We start from the raw sequence: 16,184 nt of genomic DNA on the forward strand, positions 1-16,184 counted from the left end.
GGGCGAGGAGCGCCCTTTTGCCGGAGAAGCTATGCTGGACGACGTCTTTCCCGTTCCGACCAGGGCCTTGATCCGTCAGGGTGGGCGAGCTTGCTTTTATCGTCTCGTCAATACGAGCCCCATTTTGTTCCAGGTACAATCGGGAACGAAGATCGTCATGGCGGATGACAGGCCTTTGCGCCTGGAGGCCGGCGCATACGGCTTGCTGCCCGACTATCAGCCATTGACGATGGAGAACATTCCGAAGGCGCCGCGAAACTATCAGACCGTAGCACTTCCTGTTCCGAGACAGTTGTTCGAGGATGCCTATGCGAGGATGGGATCGATCGCCGTTCCCTCGCGGCCGCTTCCTGCAAGCGCCTCGAGCCTGCCGGAAGAAGCCGCCGTATTGTTTGACTATTGCTGTCAGCCCGGCAATCTGGGGAGGCTTCCCGGCGTCATTGCCAAGGCTAGGCTGATGGAACTCGTCACCTGGTTTGCGCTCTGCGGCGCGATGCTGGGTGAGAGCCAGAGTCCTCGGCTTGAAGATCGGCTGAGGCAGATGATCGAAAGCGATCCGGCCTTTGATTGGACATTGGCGCACGCGGCGCGTTCCTTCAACATGAGCGAGGCAACGCTGAGGCGCCGGCTGGCCGCGGAAGATACCGGTTTCAGCGAGATCCTGAGCGATACGAGAATGAACCGGGCGCTGGGGCTCATTCACACGACGACGCTGCCGATGGCGCAGGTCGCGCTGGAGGTCGGCTACGATTCGCCCTCTCAATTTTCGGCGCGGTTCAAAGAGCGGTTCGGCGTCAGCCCGCGCCACGTGCGCAGTGGCTCCGAGCACTTTGAACGGATCGGGGCAGAAGTTGAGCGTAGCGGGGCAGATGCACTGCCTCGCTGACGGTAGTTTTCCGGCGTCATCAACCGCAGGAAAACAGCATGCGTCTCATAACAGCAGTCCTTCTCGCCGCATCCGTCTTTGGCGCCACATCAGCCCAGGCCGAAATGAAACTCACCTCGAAAGATCTGACTTCAGGCAAGTCCATGGCCGATGCGCAGGTCTTCAACAGCTTCGGCTGCGCGGGCGGTAATATCTCGCCGGAACTCGTTTGGTCAGGTGCACCCGAGGGAACCAAGAGCTTCGCCGTGATGGCTTACGATCCCGATGCTCCGACCGGCTCGGGCTGGTGGCACTGGTCTGTCTTCAACATTCCCGCAAATACCTCGAAAATCGCCACCGGCGCCAGCGGCGAGAAAAAGCTTCCGGCGGGGGCCGTGGAAGGCCATACCGACTTCGCTACGTCGGGATATGGCGGCGCATGCCCGCCGGCCGGCGATGCACCGCACCACTACCAGTTCACCGTCTACGCGCTCTCGGTCGACAAGCTGCCACTTCCCGATACCGCGCCGGGGGCCATGGTCGGTTTCTATGTCAGGGCAAATACGCTCGCCAAGGCCTCCATCGAGGTCACCTACGGCCGCTGAAGCCGGCTGACCTCCGGCGACCGGTTCAGGCCGGCCGATAGATCTGCGCCACCGCGCCGCCTGGAAAGGCTTTCGAGCTCATCAGCTTGAGAGGCTTTGGCGCGGTGAGTTCTAGGAATAACGGCAGGCCTTTGCCGAGCGCCACGGGGATCACAAGCAGGGCGAATTGATCGACCAGTCCCTCGGCGATCAGACTGCGGGCAAAGCTCACGCCGCCATGGGCGATGATCGGTTTGCCCTCCTCGGCTTTCAACGTTGCGATCTCCTCCGCAAGGTCTCCGCCCGCCACATAGGCCTCCGCCCAGCTTTCCGCACCGGGCTGCAGCCCTGGAGACTGTCCGGTCCCCGCCTTGGCGCTGATGTCATCGAGCGCCGCCGCCACCTTGCCGAGGATCGCCGGCCCCTGTCGTGAGAAGACGGCCTTGGGGATCTGGTTCATCGGCGGCGCGAAGGCCAGGGTGGAGGTCGGCCAGAAGGGGGCCATGGAAAGGAAGCTGCGGCTGCCCATAATGTGCAGGCCGGCCTTCCCTATATATTCCACGCTCCAATCCTTCGCCTCCTGATCGGCGCCGAACATCCATGTGTTTCGGCCCTCCAGATCACTGACGAAACCATCGACCGATATGGACATTTTCAGGATCAGGTCTCTCATGGCGTTCTCCTCGGTGGGCTTTGGCCCAAGGACGAACCGGACCGGGAGGATCCGACATCACGCGATCATTTTAAGTGTCAGGGCCGCGCCTATCGCGACGCAAAGCGCTGCTTTGCCGAGTCCGTGACCGGCGTGAACAGCGCGACAAGCGTGCCTTCCGGATCGCGGAACTGCACCGACCGATTGCCCCACGGCATCAGTTTAGGCTCATGAACAAGTTCGACCCTATCCTTCAGCCGGGCATATTCTGCGTCGACGTCATCAACCATGAACTCGATAATCGCCGTTCGGTTGGCGCCGGCCTCGGCGCTGCCTTCTTTGAACAGCGCTACGGTTTCCAAGCTGCCAATGGCGAGTGCCGCTGAAGGGGTGACGATCTCGGCGAAAACCGGCGCCAACCACTCGGCCGATTGTCCGGTGACCATTTCGTAGAAGCCGACCACAGCCTTGATATCACCGGCAATCAGCCGGGTTGAGGCAAATTTCATGACTTTTCCTTTCCAGAAGACCGATGTGCGCGCGGTATCGCCCAGGCCTTGTCGCACAGGCCTGTTGCCAGCATTATGGCAACAGGAGTCAGCAGCCATGCGCAAAGCCGATCGTCTGTTTCAGATCATTCAAATCCTGCGCCGTACGACCCGGCCGGTGACTGCCGCGGCAATGGCCGAGGAGATCGAAGTGTCCAGGCGATCGGTATACCGCGATATCGCCGACCTGATCGGCCAAGGGGTCCCTATCGTCGGAGAGGCCGGCTTCGGTTATTTGCTCGACCCTGCCTATGACATGCCGCCTCTGATGCTGACGCCCGACGAGATCGAGGCGATCGTGCTGGGTGCACAATGGGTCGCAGCACGCGGCGATAAGGTGTTATCCGCAGCGGCACGGGACGTCGTGAGCAAGATCGCAGCCGTTATCCCCGAAAGGCTACGTCCCTATATCGTCGAGCCAAGCGTTGGAGCAAAGCCTGGCAGGATCACTCCGACCGACACGGTCGACACCAACGAACTGCGCCATGCAATCCGTGACGATCGCAAGCTTCGCCTGCTTTATCGATCCGATACTGGGGAGGAGACCGAGCGGGTCGTGTGGCCGGTCATCCTCGGCTATGGTGAAGCAACGCGCCTGATTGTCGCGTGGTGCGAATTGCGGCAGGATTTCCGTCATTTCCGAACCGACCGCGTGATCAAGATCGAAGTGCTGGAGGCGAGCAACGGCTTACGGAAAGGCGACCTGCGCCGCCGCTGGGAGCGATGGCGCGAAGAGCGGCGCTCTCACTCCGACCATTGACGCCTTGAGGGTGTTGGGCAGATAGCGTACGCCATTAAGACATATAATCTTGAAAAATCGGGTGTGATCGCGTACATCTTCAACATGTACGACTTGCGAGGAAGACGAAGATGCCCCAAGCTGCCGTAGATGACAACAAGCGTATGAATCTGCGGGTCTCCCCGGAAACGAAGGCCAAGCTTGTGCGCGCCGCTGCGCTGCGCAACACCGACTTGACCAACTTCGTGACCCAGACCGCCTTGCGCGAAGCCGAAGCCGTGATCGAGGCGGCCGAGGTCGTTCGCCTGACGGCGCGCGATCATGCGCGCGTGCTGGAACTGCTGGAAAATCCGCCCAAGCCCAACGCGAAGCTGCGGGCGGCGATCGCGGCGTTGCCCGATACTCTATGACGCTGCCCGCCTGGAGAGAGGAAGCCATCGCGAAATCGCATGATCGCCAGTCCTTCGACTGCGGCGATCTGGCGATGAACGACTTTTTCCGACGCTACGCGCGTCAAAGCCACGAACAGAACGCCTCAAAGACCTTCTGCGCGATCGACGCCTCTACGCCCAATCGTGTGCTGGGGTTCTACACTGTCGCCCCCTCCTCCGTGGCACATGAAGGTGTGCCGGCGTCGATGACGAAGGGGCTGGCCCAGCACGAAGTTCCTGGGTTCAAGCTGGCTCGGATCGCAACCGATATCTCTGTAGCGGGCCATGGTTTGGGTGGACAGCTCCTCGCGGCCGCGGCGCTTCGCTGCCTGCGGATCGCGTCTGAAGCAGGCGGCGTTCTGCTGATTATCGACGCAAAGGGCGAGCGCGCGGCCCAATGGTATGTCAGCTATGGGGCCGAGCCGCTGGAGAACCAGCCGCTTACGCTTGTCATGCCGCTCGCCACCTTCGCCGCTGATCTCAAGGGCAAGGGTCTTCTCTGAGGGTCGTTCAGGCCTTGTGGAGCAGAGCCACAAGTTCGGCGGCCGGCCATCGACCGTCTATCCCGAGCCTTGCCCCGCGATAGACGGCAGATGATTTATTGTTCTTTCAGTGCGTTATTAGTTTTTGGCGCGATATCGGCGGCGTTCGGATAGGCCAAAATCACTCCCACTCGATCGTCCCTGGCGGCTTCGACGTAACGTCGTAGACCACGCGGTTGATGCCGCGGACTTCGTTGATGATGCGGGTGGCGGCGCGGCCGAGGAATTCCATGTCGTAGTGGTAGAAATCCGCGGTCATGCCGTCGACGGAGGTGACGGCGCGCAGTGCGCAGACGAATTCATAGGTGCGTCCGTCGCCCATGACGCCGACGGTCTGGACGGGCAGCAGCACGGCAAAGGCCTGCCAGATGGCGTCGTAGAGGCCGGCCTTGCGGATTTCGTCAAGATAGATCGCGTCGGCTTCGCGCAGGATTTCCAGCTTTTCGCGGCTGATGCCGCCGGGGCAGCGGATCGCAAGGCCGGGCCCCGGGAAGGGGTGGCGGCCGATGAAGCTGTCGGGCAGGCCGAGTTCGCGGCCGAGTGCGCGCACCTCGTCCTTGAAGAGTTCGCGCAGCGGCTCGACGAGCTGCATCTTCATGCGCTCCGGCAGGCCGCCGACATTGTGGTGCGACTTGATCGTCACCGACGGGCCGCCGGTGAAGGAAACGCTCTCGATCACGTCCGGATAGAGCGTGCCCTGGCCGAGGAAATCGGCGCCGCCGAGTTTCTTGGCCTCGTCTTCGAAGGTTTCGATGAACAGCCGGCCGATGATCTTGCGCTTGGTTTCCGGGTCGCTGACGCCTTCGAGCTCGCCGATGAAACGGTCGGAAGCGTCGACATGCAGCAGATGCAGATTGTAATGCTCGCGGAACATGGCGACGACGTTGGCCGCTTCGTCCTTGCGCATCAGGCCGTGGTCGACGAGGATGCAGGTCAGCTGATCGCCGACCGCCTCGTGGATCAGCAGCGCGGCGACCGAACTGTCGACGCCGCCCGAAAGCGCGCAGATGACGCGCTTGTCGCCCACCTGCTTGCGGATCTCGTCGACCGCCTTCTGGCGATAGGCCGACATCGACCAGTCGCCCTTGATGCCGGCAATGTTATGAATGAAGTTGCCGATCAGCTTGGCGCCGTCGGGCGTGTGCACGACCTCGGGGTGGAACTGCACGCCGTAATATTTGCGCTTCTCGTCGGCAATGAAGGCGTAGGGCGCGTTGGAGGAGGTGGCGACCACCTCGAAACCGTCAGGCAGCGCCGTGACGCGGTCGCCATGGCTCATCCAGACCTGATGGCGCGAACCGGAAGACCAGAGGCCCTCGAACAGCTGGCAGTCCTTGTCGACATCCAGGAAGGCGCGGCCGAACTCGCGGTGATGGCCGCTTTCGACCTTGCCGCCGAGCTGCATGCACATCGTCTGCTGGCCATAGCAGATGCCGAAGACCGGCAGGCCGCTGTCGAAGATGATCTGCGGCGCTCGCGGCGATCCCTCGTCGACCGTCGAGGCCGGGCTGCCGGAGAGGATCACGGCCTTCGGCTGGAGGCGCCTGAAGCCCTCTTCGGCTGATTGGAAGGGGACGATTTCGCAATAGACGCCGGCCTCACGCACGCGTCGTGCGATGAGCTGGGTCACCTGGCTGCCGAAATCGACGATGAGAACGGAGTCGGGATGTGCTGTCTGGGTCATGGCGAGGCTTTAATGAAAAGCGCTTCGCCTTGCAATCCGGGAAATCGGCGGCGTCGGGTTTTTATTGTTCCGATTGTCCCCCGCGCGTCTGACGCGCGGCGCTTTCGCGGGTTCAGAACCAGAAAACCCCGTCCTCCAGCGCCGTGAACAGGCTGTCGACGCCGTAGGAGAGCTTGCGGTCGACGATGTGCAGATATTCGGTCCAGCCGGAAATATGCTGCAGTTCGACGGCGCCGTCGGAAATGCCGCGCAAGCCGATCAGCGGCAGCTTGTAGCCCTGGCAGGCGCGCAGCACCGCAAAGGTCTCCATGTCGACCATGTCTGCGTCGATGGCGCTATAGGCCGCACCCGAGATGACGTTGCCGCCGGTGGAAAGGCTTGCTTCCGGGATCCCCGGAATGCGCAGCGGCAGCTCGAGTACCGCCGGCAGGTCGAGAAAGGGCGTCCGGCCCTTCTCGAAACCGAGCGGCGAGGCGTCCATGTCGCGGTAGGAAACCGAGGTTACCTGATAGATTTCGGTCTGCTCGAGTTTCGCCGAGCCGGCCGAGCCGAGGGAAACCACGAGATCCGGCAGGTCGTCTGCGGCATCCAGCCGCGCCAGCGTCTTGGTCAGCGCCACCGCCGCCTCGACCGGGCCGACGCCGGTCATCAAGGGTTCGATGCGCGACCGCAGGAAGGGGCCGTATTCGGCCTCCGCCGCCATGACGAACAGCATGGATTTGCCCGCGACCGACTTCAACTCGAACTTCATCCCGTAATTCCTTCTCTACCGCGGATCACCATCATCGTCCCGGTCATGGAGGCGATGAGTTTCGCCGGCCCGTCGCTGATCGCGTAGCCTCGTCCGTCGGCAACGATAATGGTGGAGCCGGGTTTGGTGATTTCCCCGCGAAACAGGAAACGATCGCCACGCCCCGGCGACATGAGATTGACCTTGAACTCGATCGTCAGGATCGAAGCTTCCGGGTCGATGACGCTGTAGGCGGCAAAGCCGCAGGCTGAATCGAGCGCTGCGGAAATGATGCCTGCATGCAGGATGCCGTGCTGCTGTGTCAGTTTGACGTCGAAGGGAAGCTCGATTTCGACGACGCCGTGCTCGACGCGCGTCAGCTCCGCGCCGATCGTCTCCATCGCCGCCTGGCGCGCAAAATTGCGGCGGATTCGCGCGCGGAAATCGCCCCTGTCAGTCTCGCTCATGTCTGCCCCTCTTGCAGCCGGGAAAGTGGCATGGCGGGCCGGATTCGACAAGCTGCACATTGCTGAAATCGGTCTCGGCGCCGATGGAAAGCTGTGGCCGTGTCGCCGGGGCAACCTTTCGCCTTTTCGTCGCCATGCCAGCCGGTGATAAGCCAGTGACACAGGCCGGTGCAAAGACGATTGCAGCTTCGCGCCCAGCGCGTATTCTCCGCGTCCTGTCTCGAAAGAATGGAGCGCCGGCGCATGACGACGATATCGCAATCGGTCCTGAATTTCGAGACCTGGCTGGCCGGCGAACTCGGGGCCGATCTCGTCGCGGACGATCTCCGCGAGAAGCACGAGAAGATGCGAAGCGGCGGCTTCGTCTTCCTGCGCGCCACCTATTGGCGCTGGTGCGAGACCATCCTCGATATCTGCCCGGAACTTGGCCGCGCCCCCGAGGTGCTGGCGATCGGCGATACGCATCTGGAGAATTTCGGCACCTGGCGGGATCCCGAGGGCCGGCTCGTCTGGGGCGTCAATGATTTCGACGATGCGGCGGTGATGCCCTATGCGCTGGATCTCGTTCGCCTTGCGGCAAGCGCCATCCTGGCGCGCGGCGAGGATGGTCCCTCGGTTCGGATGATCGGCGAGCTGATCCTCGCCGGCTATCGCAGAGGCCTTGAAAATCCACTGCCGGTCATCCTCGAGCGGGATCACAAATGGCTGCGCAAGGCGCTGATGCTGCCGAATTCCGAACGCCGGGAATTTTGGGAGAAATATGAGATGCTGCTTCCCGGAAGCGCGCCGCCGCCATCCGCTTATGTCAAGGCGCTCGCAGCGGCACTGCCGCCCGGCTCGGGACCCTTCGTGGCGAAGCCGCGCAGCGGCGGCACCGGCAGCCTCGGCCGGCCGCGTTTCGTCGCCTATGCGGAATGGCAGGGCGGGCCGGTGCTGCGTGAGGCCAAGGCGCTGCTGCCGTCTGCGTGGTCGCTTCGCCACAGACCACAGGACCTGGCGATCCATGCGGAAGAGATCGCCAATGGGCGGGCGCGGTGCGTCGATCCGCACTACCAGGTTTCCGGCCGCATCCTCGTGCGCCGGCTCTCGCCGAACAGCTGCAAGATCGAAATCGACCGGCATCCCGAAGTCTTGCTTTCGCCGACGATGCTCGAATTGATGGGTTTCGAGATCGCCAATTGCCATTCCAACGATGCAGCTGCGACAGCAAGGATTCTCCAGGATATCAAGGCGCGGGGAAACGAATGGCTGCATGAGGCGGCCAGGGCCGCGGCCTCGAGCATCAGCGCCGAGCAGAAAGCCTATTCGCGCGCCGGCTAGATCCGCACGATATGCTGGTCCCAGGCGACGTCGCTGCGGGTCGACAGGAAATCGCCGTCATAGGAGGAGACGGCAAAGCCGCTTTTTGCCGGCGCGATGCCGGCCGCATCCGGAATGACCGTCTCGGCCAGCACCTTGCCCGTCCTTGCGTCGAGGGTCACCGAGGCGCCGCCCTTCGGCGAGGTGATGCCGACGATGCCCTCGCTGCGATTGACGGCAATCGCTCCGACATAATTGGCAAGCCCGCGCGTCGTCTGCTCCGGCAGGTCGATGAAGGAAGGCTCTTCGCCCTTGGCGAAATGGCCGACGAGCGGCGGCAAATCCTTGCGGTGGCCTTCGTACTGGCAGGCAAACCAGATGCGGCCCTTGTCGTCGAGATCGACGTGGCGGGTGGAAAGCTCCGCCCATTGCGCCGGCAGCAGGTGTTTTTCGATGAGCGCTCCGGTCGCCGCATCGATCAGCGTCAGCGACGGCTGCATCTCCCCGAGATTGAGCTTGGTGCGGCCGAAATCCGGATGCGTCTCGATGCCGCCATTGGCGACGATCAGAAGGCGTCCGTCATCGGAAACCGTCATGTCGTGCGGGCCGATGCCGTAGGTCTCGAATTCGCCGATGCGGGTGAAGCGGTTGCTGGCGTCATAGATGCCGATCATGCCGCGATTGCCGTCGAAGTCGTTCTCGCTGGCATAGAGCAAACGACCATCGGGAGAAAAGGCGCCGTGGCCGTAGAAATGCCGGTCTTCCCTGGCGCTGATGACGATCGGCTCGCTCTTGTGCCAGGGGTCGAAGATCATCGCATAGGTGCCGGGCCTGCGGGCGAAAGCGACGGTCCTGCCGGAGGCAGTACTGAAGGCCATGCCGTGAGCCCGGGCGGGAAGCTTGACCTGATCGATGATCTCGCCGCGCTCGGTGACGGTGGCAACGGCAAAGGAGCCGTCGGCAGCCCGAATGCCCGAGGCATAAACTGCATCGGCCCGCTCCAGGGCCATCAGCGACTTCGGCGCCAAACTCGCGAGGAAGCCGAGTCCGGCTGCCTTGACGAACCCGCGTCGGTCGATAGCAGTTGTTCGCATCATCGCTTCAGTCCCCGTCTGAAAAGGAAAAGCCGGCCGAAAGGCCGATGGCGGCGCCATATTCGTCGCTGATCCGGGTGATCAGGTCGCGGCTCTCGGCAAGCAGCGTATCGAGCTTGGCCTTCTCCGCATCGCTGACCGCGGCGTCGATGTCGGGATTGAGTTTCGGCACGCTGTCGAGCAGCGATTTGAAGTCTTCGTCGATCGAGGCGGCGATTGCCTGTTTGTCCGGCGGCAGAAGCTCGGCCATGCCGGCCTTCTGCCAGAGCGTGCGGAGGCCGTCGATGTTGGCGGTCATCGATTTCCAGGTATTCTTGGAACGCCAGTAGATTGCCATGCGCGGGCGCGGCGCGGTGTCCTTGCCCTTGTAGAATTGCTCCAGCCGCTGGTCGCGAACATTCTCGGCGCCGTGGACGAGAATGCCGAGCAGTGCTGTCACGGCTTCCTTATTGTCCATGAAATCGTTGCTCTGCGGACCCGGATGTTTCCAGCTCGCCTGCACGCCGTCCGGCTTTTCCCAGGCGGCGACGACTTCGCCGGCCTCACGCTGGATATTGCCGGCGACAGCAGCGCCGTAAAGGCAGCGGAAGCCGCCCTTCTGCTTGATCAGATCGTCCGAGCCGTTGCCGTAAAGCACGTATTCCAGCGCCGTCAGGCCTTGCAGCGCCACGCTCTTGCCGGCGATCGCATCGACCGTCGCATCCTTAGGATCGGCCTTGGCGATCAGCGCCTGCACCTGCTTCAGGCCGACGCCCTTGCGGTCGGGGTAGAACAGAATGTGCTCGAAGAGATTGTCCTGGATGACGGGCCCGGTCTGGACGATTTCGATGATCGACCAGTAGCGGATCGTATCGTCGAAGGCCGACTTGGCCTTGTCGAGCGTCTGCTGGGTGCCGCCGTCGCAAAGATCCTTCATCGCCGTCGTCAGCCGGGCGGCCGATTGCTGCATGTTGCGATAGCCGGGGCGGATCACCTCGTCGACGGCGCGCTGCATGACGGCGGGAACGGCATCCTCGTTCATCCCTGCCGGAGGGGCGGCGGTCTGGGCGGCCGCCGAGGTGGCGAGGCCGATCAGAGTGAGGCAGAGCAGGGGGTGCCTAAGGCGCATCAAAGTGACTCCAGGAATGTAATCAGGGCCTTCCTGTCGTCTTTCGACAGGGAGGAGAAAGCGTTGCGGGCCTTGTCTGCTTCGCCGCCGTGCCAGAGGATCGCCTCGGTGAGATCCCGCGCACGGCCGTCATGCAGGAAAAAGCTGTGTCCGCTGACAGTCCGGGTCAGTCCTATACCCCATAGCGGTGGCGTGCGCCATTCACGTCCGCTTGCAAGACCGACCTGCTGCCCGTCGGCTAACCCGTCGCCCATATCGTGCAAAAGGAAGTCGGAATAGGGCCAGATCAGCTGGAAGGACTGCGCCTTGTCGGGCGAATCCCGGCGGGTGACGAATTTCGGCACATGGCAGGAAATGCAGCCGCTTTCATAGAAAATCCGTTTGCCCTTCAGCGTCTCGGGGAAGCTCGCCTTGCGGCGCGCCGGAACGGCAAGATTTTCGGAATAGAAGGTCACGAGGTCGAGAATCGGACCTGGCGCCTCCTCATCACCCAGCCGTTTCTGCACGCCGGTCGGCATATCGAGGCATTTCTGCTCCGCCTTGGTGCAGTCGCCATGCGCATCCGGGTGGTCGGGTGTCGAGATGCCGATATCATTGGCAAAGGCGTCGGCATTCTGGTCACGCACCGTGGCGTTCTGTGCCTTCCAGCCGAAGCGGCCGAGCGCGATCTCACCGCTGCGATGGTCGCGGACGATCGCCGCCCTGCCGGAAATGCCGTCGCCATTGGCATCGTCAGGGTCGGCATGGGCAAGAATGTCCGCCGCGGGAATGGCCTCGATCAGCCCGAGGCCGATCATGGCCGGGGCGACACGCGCCGAGACCGTCGTCGTCGCATCGAGCGGTCCATAGGCCAGGTTGGTCGCCGCATAATGCGGCCGGCGCAGCGACACGGTTTCGCCGTCGCCAAGCGTCGCCGTCTCTTCATCATAGCGGATCGTCATCCGGCCTTCAGCGGCAAGACCGGGAACGGCAAGATCCTGCAGCTGATGGCCATAGACCGGATCGGGGAAATTGAGGATATCCGCGCCCGCGATCGCCTTTTCTTCCTCCGGCGTTGCGGCCGCACGGGAAAGCCGCAGGAACATCGAAACGGCGCTTGGACCCCCTTCCGGCGGTTTGCCGCGGCCGTCATTGACGTGACAGCTCATGCAGGAGCGGGCATTGAAGAGAGGGCCGAGCCCATCGGAGGCCTGCGTCGAAGAGGGCGAGGAAACCCAGAGCTTGCGGAAAAGCGCATTGCCGAGCTTGAAATTCTGCTCTTCCTCGAAGGGAATGTTGGCCGAAATATGCGAGAAACTGTCTTCGGTGACCGGATCGATCGAGGTCGCGCCGCCCGCCTGCATCGCCTCATATTGTTCGGCCTTGGAAAAATCCCTGGTCGGTCGGGTGACGTCGGCGACGCGTTTGAGATCGGCTTCGGAAAGGTCGGTGCGCTTCGCCGGCAGATCGAAGCCGGCGGCGAGAGCTACTGGTGCTCCCGCAAGGGCGGCGAAGGCAGCGATGCGGATGGACAGGCGATGTTTTCGAGCGGCAAGTTCAAGGGTGCTGGTGCGCGCTTCCCTTTCGACTCCCTCATTCCTGTGCTCGTCACAGGAATCCAGTGCGCCCAAGTCCTTGGGTGCGAAAGACTCCCCTTTGACCGAGTCATTCACGGCGCCGACGCGCCGTGGCTGGTTTCCTGTGACATCCCTCGGGCGAAGCCCTGAGGACACAGGAATGAGGGAAGTAACAAATCGCATTTCAGAGTCTGGGCCGCCTCGTCGTCGAAGCGGCCCGCCTTTTGCTCATTTGAAGACGGCGTTAGGATTATCCAAGCTGTCGGAACCTTCAAGCTGAACCGTGCCGAGATCGAGTGCGGCAATAACGCGCTGTACCGATTTCGTCTGGTCGATCAGTCCGTCGATGGCGGCCTGGACGACGGCATTGCCTTCCTTGTTGCCTTCACCGATCATCTGGTCGTATTTCTCGACCGTCTCGCCGCGCTTTGCCATGGCATTCATCGCGTCGAGCGTCTTGTTGAGCTTGCCTTCCATCTCGGCATCGAGCGCCTTGTCCTTGGCGGCCACCAGATCATGCAGCGACGGGCCGCTGAGCTTGGTGCCGTCGACGCGGGTATAGTTGCCGGTATAGGCGGCGGCGATGCCGATCGCGTCGTTCAGATGCGAGTTATAGGTATTGTCGGAGAAGCAATCATGCTCTTCCTCGGGATCGTGCAGCAGCAGGCCGAGCTTCATGCGCTCGCCGGCAAGCTCGCCGTAGGAAAGCGAACCCATGCCCGTCAGGATCGCGACGAGGCCGGCCTTCGGGTCGGCTTCGACATTCTTCGTCGCAGCCCCGTCCGCCTTCCAGTTGTCGGTCATTTCCTGCAGATCGGACACCAGCAGGGTGGAGGCGGATTTCAGATATTCGGCGCGGCGGTCGCAATTGCCGTGCGTGCAATTCTTCAGGTCGTAATCGGTCGCCGGGCGGTTGCCAGCGCCGGGTCCCGTGCCGTTCAGATCCTGGCCCCAGAGCAGGAATTCGATGGCGTGGTAGCCGGTGGCGACATTGGCTTCGATGCCGCCGGCCTCGGCCAGCGTGCCGGAGAGGAATTCCGGCGTCAGCTTGGAAGCGTCGACATCCTTGCCGTCGATCTTGATCGTCTTGTTGGCGATGACATTGGCCACATAGAGAGAGTTTTCGTCGCTCTCGGTGCCGTAGGAGGGATCGACATAGTCGATCAGGCCTTCATCGAGCGGCCATGCGTTGACCTTGCCTTCCCAGTCGTCGACGATCGGATTGCCGAAGCGATAGACTTCCGTCTGCTGGTAGGGAACGCGCGCCTTGATCCAGGCGTCCCGGGCGGACTTCAGCGTCGCGTCATCAGGCGTCTTCAGGAAGGCGTCGATCGCGGCATCGAGCGCCTTTGCCGTTGTCAGCGAGTCTTCGTATTTGGCATGCGCCACGTCGGCATAGTGTTTCACCACGGCGGCGGCATCGGTCTCGGCATGCGCGGGAAGGGCGAGCAGGGCTGCGGGGGCAATCGCCAGCACGGCTGCGCGGAATTTATTGAGCTTCATGATCCTCTCCTGTGACGGGTTTTCCGTCTAAATCGGGCCCCGTCTCTTCGCCCAAAAGCAAACTTGTGTCAAATGCTCTAGTTTGGAATGGTTTTAAGGATGGAGGAGGGCTGCAAACGCGCTCGTTTTGCAGAGCATTCGCCCGGAAAATCGGCAGCCGCCGCGCCGTTTCGCCGCGGGTCAGCCCTTCCGCTGCATGCGGCAGAAGAAGAAGCCGTCCGTGTCGGTGGAAGCCGGCGTCAGGGTCACTGTCAGGCCATCGGAAGAGTGCGGCCGCGGGGCGTTTTTGCCGAAGAGCGCATCCCAGGCGGGCAGGGCGCTGACGATCTGGAAATCGGGATTGTCAGCCGTGAAGCGGCGCACCTGTTCCTCGTTCTCCTGCGGCAGCACCGAACAGGTGACGTAGATCAGCTCACCGCCTGGTTTGACGAAGCCGCTTGCCTGCGCCAGCGCGTCCTGCTGCTGGGCAGTGCGCTCGTCGAGGTTTTTCGGCGTCAGCCGCCATTTCGTATCGGGGCGGCGGCGCCACGTGCCGGTGCCGGTGCAGGGTGCGTCGACCAGCACCTTGTCGCAGCGTCCGGCAAGCCCGGAAAGGCCCTTGGCGTCGTCATGCACCTGGACATTGCGTGTGCCCGCCCGCTTCAGCCGCTCGATGATCGGCGCCAGCCGTTTGCGGTCGGCGTCGTAAGCGTGAACCTGTCCCTTGTTCTGCATGGCGGCGGCCATGGCGAGCGTCTTGCCACCACCGCCGGCGCAATAGTCGAGAACCTGGTCGCCCTCATGGGCGAGCACCAGGTCGGCGACGATCTGCGATCCTTCGTCCTGAACTTCGAACCAGCCTTTCTGGAACGAAAGCTCGGCGGTCACGTTGGGAAGACGCGAGGCGCCTTCGCCGGCGGCAATCCGGATGCCGTAGCGGGCGACTTTCGCCGCCTGCGCGCCGGCTCTTTCAAGCGCCTTGACGGCCTTGTCGCGGGAGGACTTCAAGATGTTGGCGCGCAGATCGAGTGTCGGCCGCGCCGCAAGTGCCTGTGCCTCGGCCAGCCAGCCGGCGCCGAAGGCCTGTTCGAAGGAGGATTGGACCCATTCGGGAATATCGCCGCGGATATGCGGTGGCGCATTGTCGAGCGAGCGGCTTTCGAAGGCCGCGACGGCATCGGCCGAAAGCGGTGCTGGCGCAAACTTGTCGTCCGCCAGTTCGGCGGCGAGACTGTCCGGTGTGAAGCCCCATTGGCGAAACATGACGGCATGGGCAATCGCGGCGGCACTATCGTCATCCATCAGCCAGGCATGGGAGAGCCGCATGCGCAAAGCGTCATAGACGATGTTGCCGATGGCGGCGCGGTCGCCGGAGCCGGCGAAGCGGTGTGCAAGGCCCCAGTCCTTCAGCGCGTCGGCGACGGGCCGCTTGCGGGCATCGATATCCGCGAGCACAGAAATCGCCCCTTCGAGGCGGCCGCCCAGACGCATTCACAAATCTCCTAATTGCCATGACGTGCGATCGGTCCGCATGGTCACGACAGGCGCGGGCGGAGTGTTCACAAGTCTCAACCGCGTGGTACCCGCGATTGACGGCAAGAGCAAGCGCCGCTGACGGCGCAGCCAATTGCTGCGAGGCGGACCTGGCCTCAGCTGACCACCTCGGCTGTCAGCTTTAGCTGATCACCTGGTAGCAGACCTTCGCCGTGCCGGAGCTGACCATGCCGATGTTCTGTGCCGCTGCGCGCGACAGGTCGAGTACCCGGCCGCGGATGAACGGACCACGGTCGTTGATGCGAACGACGACGGTGCGGCCATTGTTGCGGTTGGTGACCTTGACCTTGGTGCCGAAGGCAAGCGAACGATGAGCGGCAGTCAAAACGGCGGGATTCATACGTTCCCCGGAAGCAGTTTTGGAGTGGAGTGCGTACCATGAAGCACCGCCACAGCCATTTCCAGCAAAACTCTCCGCCGGAAGCAGGCAAGAGCAGGCTGCAATAGTTGCGGCAGCGATAATAGAACGGCTTATTTTCTTCAAAACAGAGTATCCCTCAACTATTGAACTCCACCCTTGCAGGCGGCGGGGCTTAAATCTGTGAAAAAGTGGCGAAAACGTGCCGCATGCGATCACGGAATATTACAGTATGTAATATTTGTGAGGCCGTTGATAAATTATAAGAATTTGCCGCGTGCGGCAGAATGTGGAAAAAACGCAATGAAATCAGCTAAAATTCAAATGATTTTTCCGAAGAAGTTTTAAACTTCCCAGCATTCACAAAAATCACGAAATATTTTTTCGAGCTTCGCCATATTTGCTGCCACATTTGCGCAAATTCAAGGGCCGTTAACCATAATATGCGGCGAGAATTGTTCTGCTAAATGCAGAAAGTAGGAATTTCCTAC

The 16,184-nt window shown here is 62.2% G+C and carries 17 protein-coding genes; 6 read left to right on the top strand and 11 right to left on the bottom strand.

Annotation, left to right across the window (positions count from 1 at the left end; genetic code table 11):
* Positions 1-31 precede the first annotated feature (31 nt).
* Together FHX14_RS07000 and FHX14_RS07005 are read left to right on the top strand one after the other, a co-directional pair.
* Positions 32-886 carry a helix-turn-helix transcriptional regulator gene (locus FHX14_RS07000; protein WP_184376679.1) on the top strand — a complete coding sequence of 285 codons (855 nt, stop codon included), beginning with the start codon at positions 32-34 and terminating at the stop codon, positions 884-886.
* Positions 887-924: 38 nt separating this feature from the next.
* Positions 925-1,470 (top strand): YbhB/YbcL family Raf kinase inhibitor-like protein, encoded by a 546-nt coding sequence (locus tag FHX14_RS07005; protein WP_012559671.1) that lies wholly within the window; start codon positions 925-927, stop codon positions 1,468-1,470.
* Between the two features lie 25 nt (positions 1,471-1,495).
* On the opposite strand, the gene FHX14_RS07010 is transcribed toward FHX14_RS07005, so the two are convergent.
* Together FHX14_RS07010 and FHX14_RS07015 are read right to left on the bottom strand one after the other, a co-directional pair.
* Complete coding sequence (locus tag FHX14_RS07010; protein WP_054182082.1) at positions 1,496-2,122, bottom strand: dihydrofolate reductase family protein; 627 nt, start codon at positions 2,120-2,122, stop codon at positions 1,496-1,498.
* Positions 2,123-2,211: 89 nt separating this feature from the next.
* Positions 2,212-2,610 (bottom strand): VOC family protein, encoded by a 399-nt coding sequence (locus tag FHX14_RS07015; RefSeq protein WP_184376680.1) that lies wholly within the window; start codon positions 2,608-2,610, stop codon positions 2,212-2,214.
* A 97-nt stretch (positions 2,611-2,707) separates the two neighbouring features.
* Between FHX14_RS07015 and FHX14_RS07020 the strand changes: the two genes are divergently transcribed.
* The 3 genes from FHX14_RS07020 (at position 2,708) to FHX14_RS07030 (ending at position 4,322) form a co-directional block, all read left to right on the top strand.
* Positions 2,708-3,409: a YafY family protein gene (locus FHX14_RS07020; RefSeq protein WP_184376808.1), complete on the top strand. Its 702-nt coding sequence runs from the start codon at positions 2,708-2,710 to the stop codon at positions 3,407-3,409.
* A 110-nt stretch (positions 3,410-3,519) separates the two neighbouring features.
* Positions 3,520-3,798 carry a DUF1778 domain-containing protein gene (locus FHX14_RS07025; RefSeq protein WP_088704086.1) on the top strand — a complete coding sequence of 93 codons (279 nt, stop codon included), beginning with the start codon at positions 3,520-3,522 and terminating at the stop codon, positions 3,796-3,798.
* On the top strand, positions 3,795-4,322 hold the full coding sequence (locus FHX14_RS07030; protein WP_054182079.1) for a hypothetical protein: 528 nt from the start codon (positions 3,795-3,797) through the stop codon (positions 4,320-4,322). Before FHX14_RS07025 ends, FHX14_RS07030 begins: the two co-directional genes overlap by 4 nt.
* 160 nt (positions 4,323-4,482) lie before the next feature.
* Here FHX14_RS07030 and guaA read toward each other — a convergent pair whose 3' ends face one another.
* From guaA to FHX14_RS07045, 3 genes are all read right to left on the bottom strand, one after another.
* Complete coding sequence (gene guaA / locus FHX14_RS07035) at positions 4,483-6,045, bottom strand: glutamine-hydrolyzing GMP synthase (protein ID WP_184376681.1); 1,563 nt, start codon at positions 6,043-6,045, stop codon at positions 4,483-4,485.
* 112 nt (positions 6,046-6,157) lie between these two features.
* Positions 6,158-6,796, bottom strand: a complete 639-nt coding sequence (locus FHX14_RS07040) for a 5'-methylthioadenosine/S-adenosylhomocysteine nucleosidase (RefSeq protein ID WP_003589098.1) — start codon at positions 6,794-6,796, stop codon at positions 6,158-6,160.
* Positions 6,793-7,242, bottom strand: coding sequence for a PaaI family thioesterase (locus tag FHX14_RS07045; RefSeq protein ID WP_003544704.1), 450 nt, complete (start codon positions 7,240-7,242; stop codon positions 6,793-6,795). The genes FHX14_RS07040 and FHX14_RS07045 overlap by 4 nt, the downstream gene beginning before the upstream one ends.
* A gap of 243 nt (positions 7,243-7,485) precedes the next feature.
* Between FHX14_RS07045 and FHX14_RS07050 the strand changes: the two genes are divergently transcribed.
* Positions 7,486-8,562, top strand: coding sequence for a DUF2252 family protein (locus tag FHX14_RS07050; protein ID WP_184376682.1), 1,077 nt, complete (start codon positions 7,486-7,488; stop codon positions 8,560-8,562).
* On the opposite strand, the gene FHX14_RS07055 is transcribed toward FHX14_RS07050, so the two are convergent.
* From FHX14_RS07055 to FHX14_RS07080, 6 genes are all read right to left on the bottom strand, one after another.
* Positions 8,559-9,638 (bottom strand): DUF1513 domain-containing protein, encoded by a 1,080-nt coding sequence (locus FHX14_RS07055; RefSeq protein WP_184376683.1) that lies wholly within the window; start codon positions 9,636-9,638, stop codon positions 8,559-8,561. The genes FHX14_RS07050 and FHX14_RS07055 overlap by 4 nt on opposite strands.
* Before the next feature lie 4 nt (positions 9,639-9,642).
* A complete protein-coding gene (locus FHX14_RS07060) occupies positions 9,643-10,743 on the bottom strand; it encodes an imelysin family protein (protein WP_184376684.1) in 1,101 nt (366 codons plus the stop codon).
* Positions 10,743-12,482, bottom strand: coding sequence for a di-heme oxidoredictase family protein (locus tag FHX14_RS07065; protein ID WP_246713360.1), 1,740 nt, complete (start codon positions 12,480-12,482; stop codon positions 10,743-10,745). Before FHX14_RS07065 ends, FHX14_RS07060 begins: the two co-directional genes overlap by 1 nt.
* A gap of 45 nt (positions 12,483-12,527) precedes the next feature.
* Entirely contained in the window at positions 12,528-13,802 is a 1,275-nt protein-coding gene (locus FHX14_RS07070) for an imelysin family protein (RefSeq protein WP_184376685.1), read from the bottom strand.
* Positions 13,803-13,982: 180 nt separating this feature from the next.
* Positions 13,983-15,272 (bottom strand): RsmB/NOP family class I SAM-dependent RNA methyltransferase, encoded by a 1,290-nt coding sequence (locus tag FHX14_RS07075; protein ID WP_184376686.1) that lies wholly within the window; start codon positions 15,270-15,272, stop codon positions 13,983-13,985.
* Positions 15,273-15,456: 184 nt separating this feature from the next.
* The gene (locus tag FHX14_RS07080; protein WP_003570918.1) at positions 15,457-15,819 is read right to left on the bottom strand and encodes a septal ring lytic transglycosylase RlpA family protein; all 363 of its coding nucleotides are present in this window, start codon (positions 15,817-15,819) and stop codon (positions 15,457-15,459) included.
* Between the last annotated feature and the right edge of the window lie 365 nt (positions 15,820-16,184).

It is taken from the genome of Rhizobium sp. BK619, from assembly GCF_014195245.1.
Taxonomy (GTDB): Bacteria; Pseudomonadota; Alphaproteobacteria; order Rhizobiales; family Rhizobiaceae; genus Rhizobium; species Rhizobium acidisoli.

Excerpts from the sequence above, each read along its gene's own strand:
- FHX14_RS07040 (WP_003589098.1), bottom strand. The coding sequence starts at position 6,796 with ATGAAGTTCGAGTTGAAGTCGGTCGCGGGCAAATCCATGCTGTTCGTC.
- FHX14_RS07000 (WP_184376679.1), top strand. The coding sequence starts at position 32 with ATGCTGGACGACGTCTTTCCCGTTCCGACCAGGGCCTTGATCCGTCAG.
- FHX14_RS07050 (WP_184376682.1), top strand. The coding sequence starts at position 7,486 with ATGACGACGATATCGCAATCGGTCCTGAATTTCGAGACCTGGCTGGCC.
- FHX14_RS07055 (WP_184376683.1), bottom strand. The coding sequence starts at position 9,638 with ATGATGCGAACAACTGCTATCGACCGACGCGGGTTCGTCAAGGCAGCC.
- FHX14_RS07065 (WP_246713360.1), bottom strand. The coding sequence starts at position 12,482 with ATGCGATTTGTTACTTCCCTCATTCCTGTGTCCTCAGGGCTTCGCCCG.
- FHX14_RS07010 (WP_054182082.1), bottom strand. The coding sequence starts at position 2,122 with ATGAGAGACCTGATCCTGAAAATGTCCATATCGGTCGATGGTTTCGTC.
- FHX14_RS07015 (WP_184376680.1), bottom strand. The coding sequence starts at position 2,610 with ATGAAATTTGCCTCAACCCGGCTGATTGCCGGTGATATCAAGGCTGTG.
- guaA (WP_184376681.1), bottom strand. The coding sequence starts at position 6,045 with ATGACCCAGACAGCACATCCCGACTCCGTTCTCATCGTCGATTTCGGC.
- FHX14_RS07070 (WP_184376685.1), bottom strand. The coding sequence starts at position 13,802 with ATGAAGCTCAATAAATTCCGCGCAGCCGTGCTGGCGATTGCCCCCGCA.
- FHX14_RS07020 (WP_184376808.1), top strand. The coding sequence starts at position 2,708 with ATGCGCAAAGCCGATCGTCTGTTTCAGATCATTCAAATCCTGCGCCGT.
- FHX14_RS07045 (WP_003544704.1), bottom strand. The coding sequence starts at position 7,242 with ATGAGCGAGACTGACAGGGGCGATTTCCGCGCGCGAATCCGCCGCAAT.
- FHX14_RS07005 (WP_012559671.1), top strand. The coding sequence starts at position 925 with ATGCGTCTCATAACAGCAGTCCTTCTCGCCGCATCCGTCTTTGGCGCC.
- FHX14_RS07030 (WP_054182079.1), top strand. The coding sequence starts at position 3,795 with ATGACGCTGCCCGCCTGGAGAGAGGAAGCCATCGCGAAATCGCATGAT.
- FHX14_RS07060 (WP_184376684.1), bottom strand. The coding sequence starts at position 10,743 with ATGCGCCTTAGGCACCCCCTGCTCTGCCTCACTCTGATCGGCCTCGCC.
- FHX14_RS07025 (WP_088704086.1), top strand. The coding sequence starts at position 3,520 with ATGCCCCAAGCTGCCGTAGATGACAACAAGCGTATGAATCTGCGGGTC.
- FHX14_RS07075 (WP_184376686.1), bottom strand. The coding sequence starts at position 15,272 with ATGCGTCTGGGCGGCCGCCTCGAAGGGGCGATTTCTGTGCTCGCGGAT.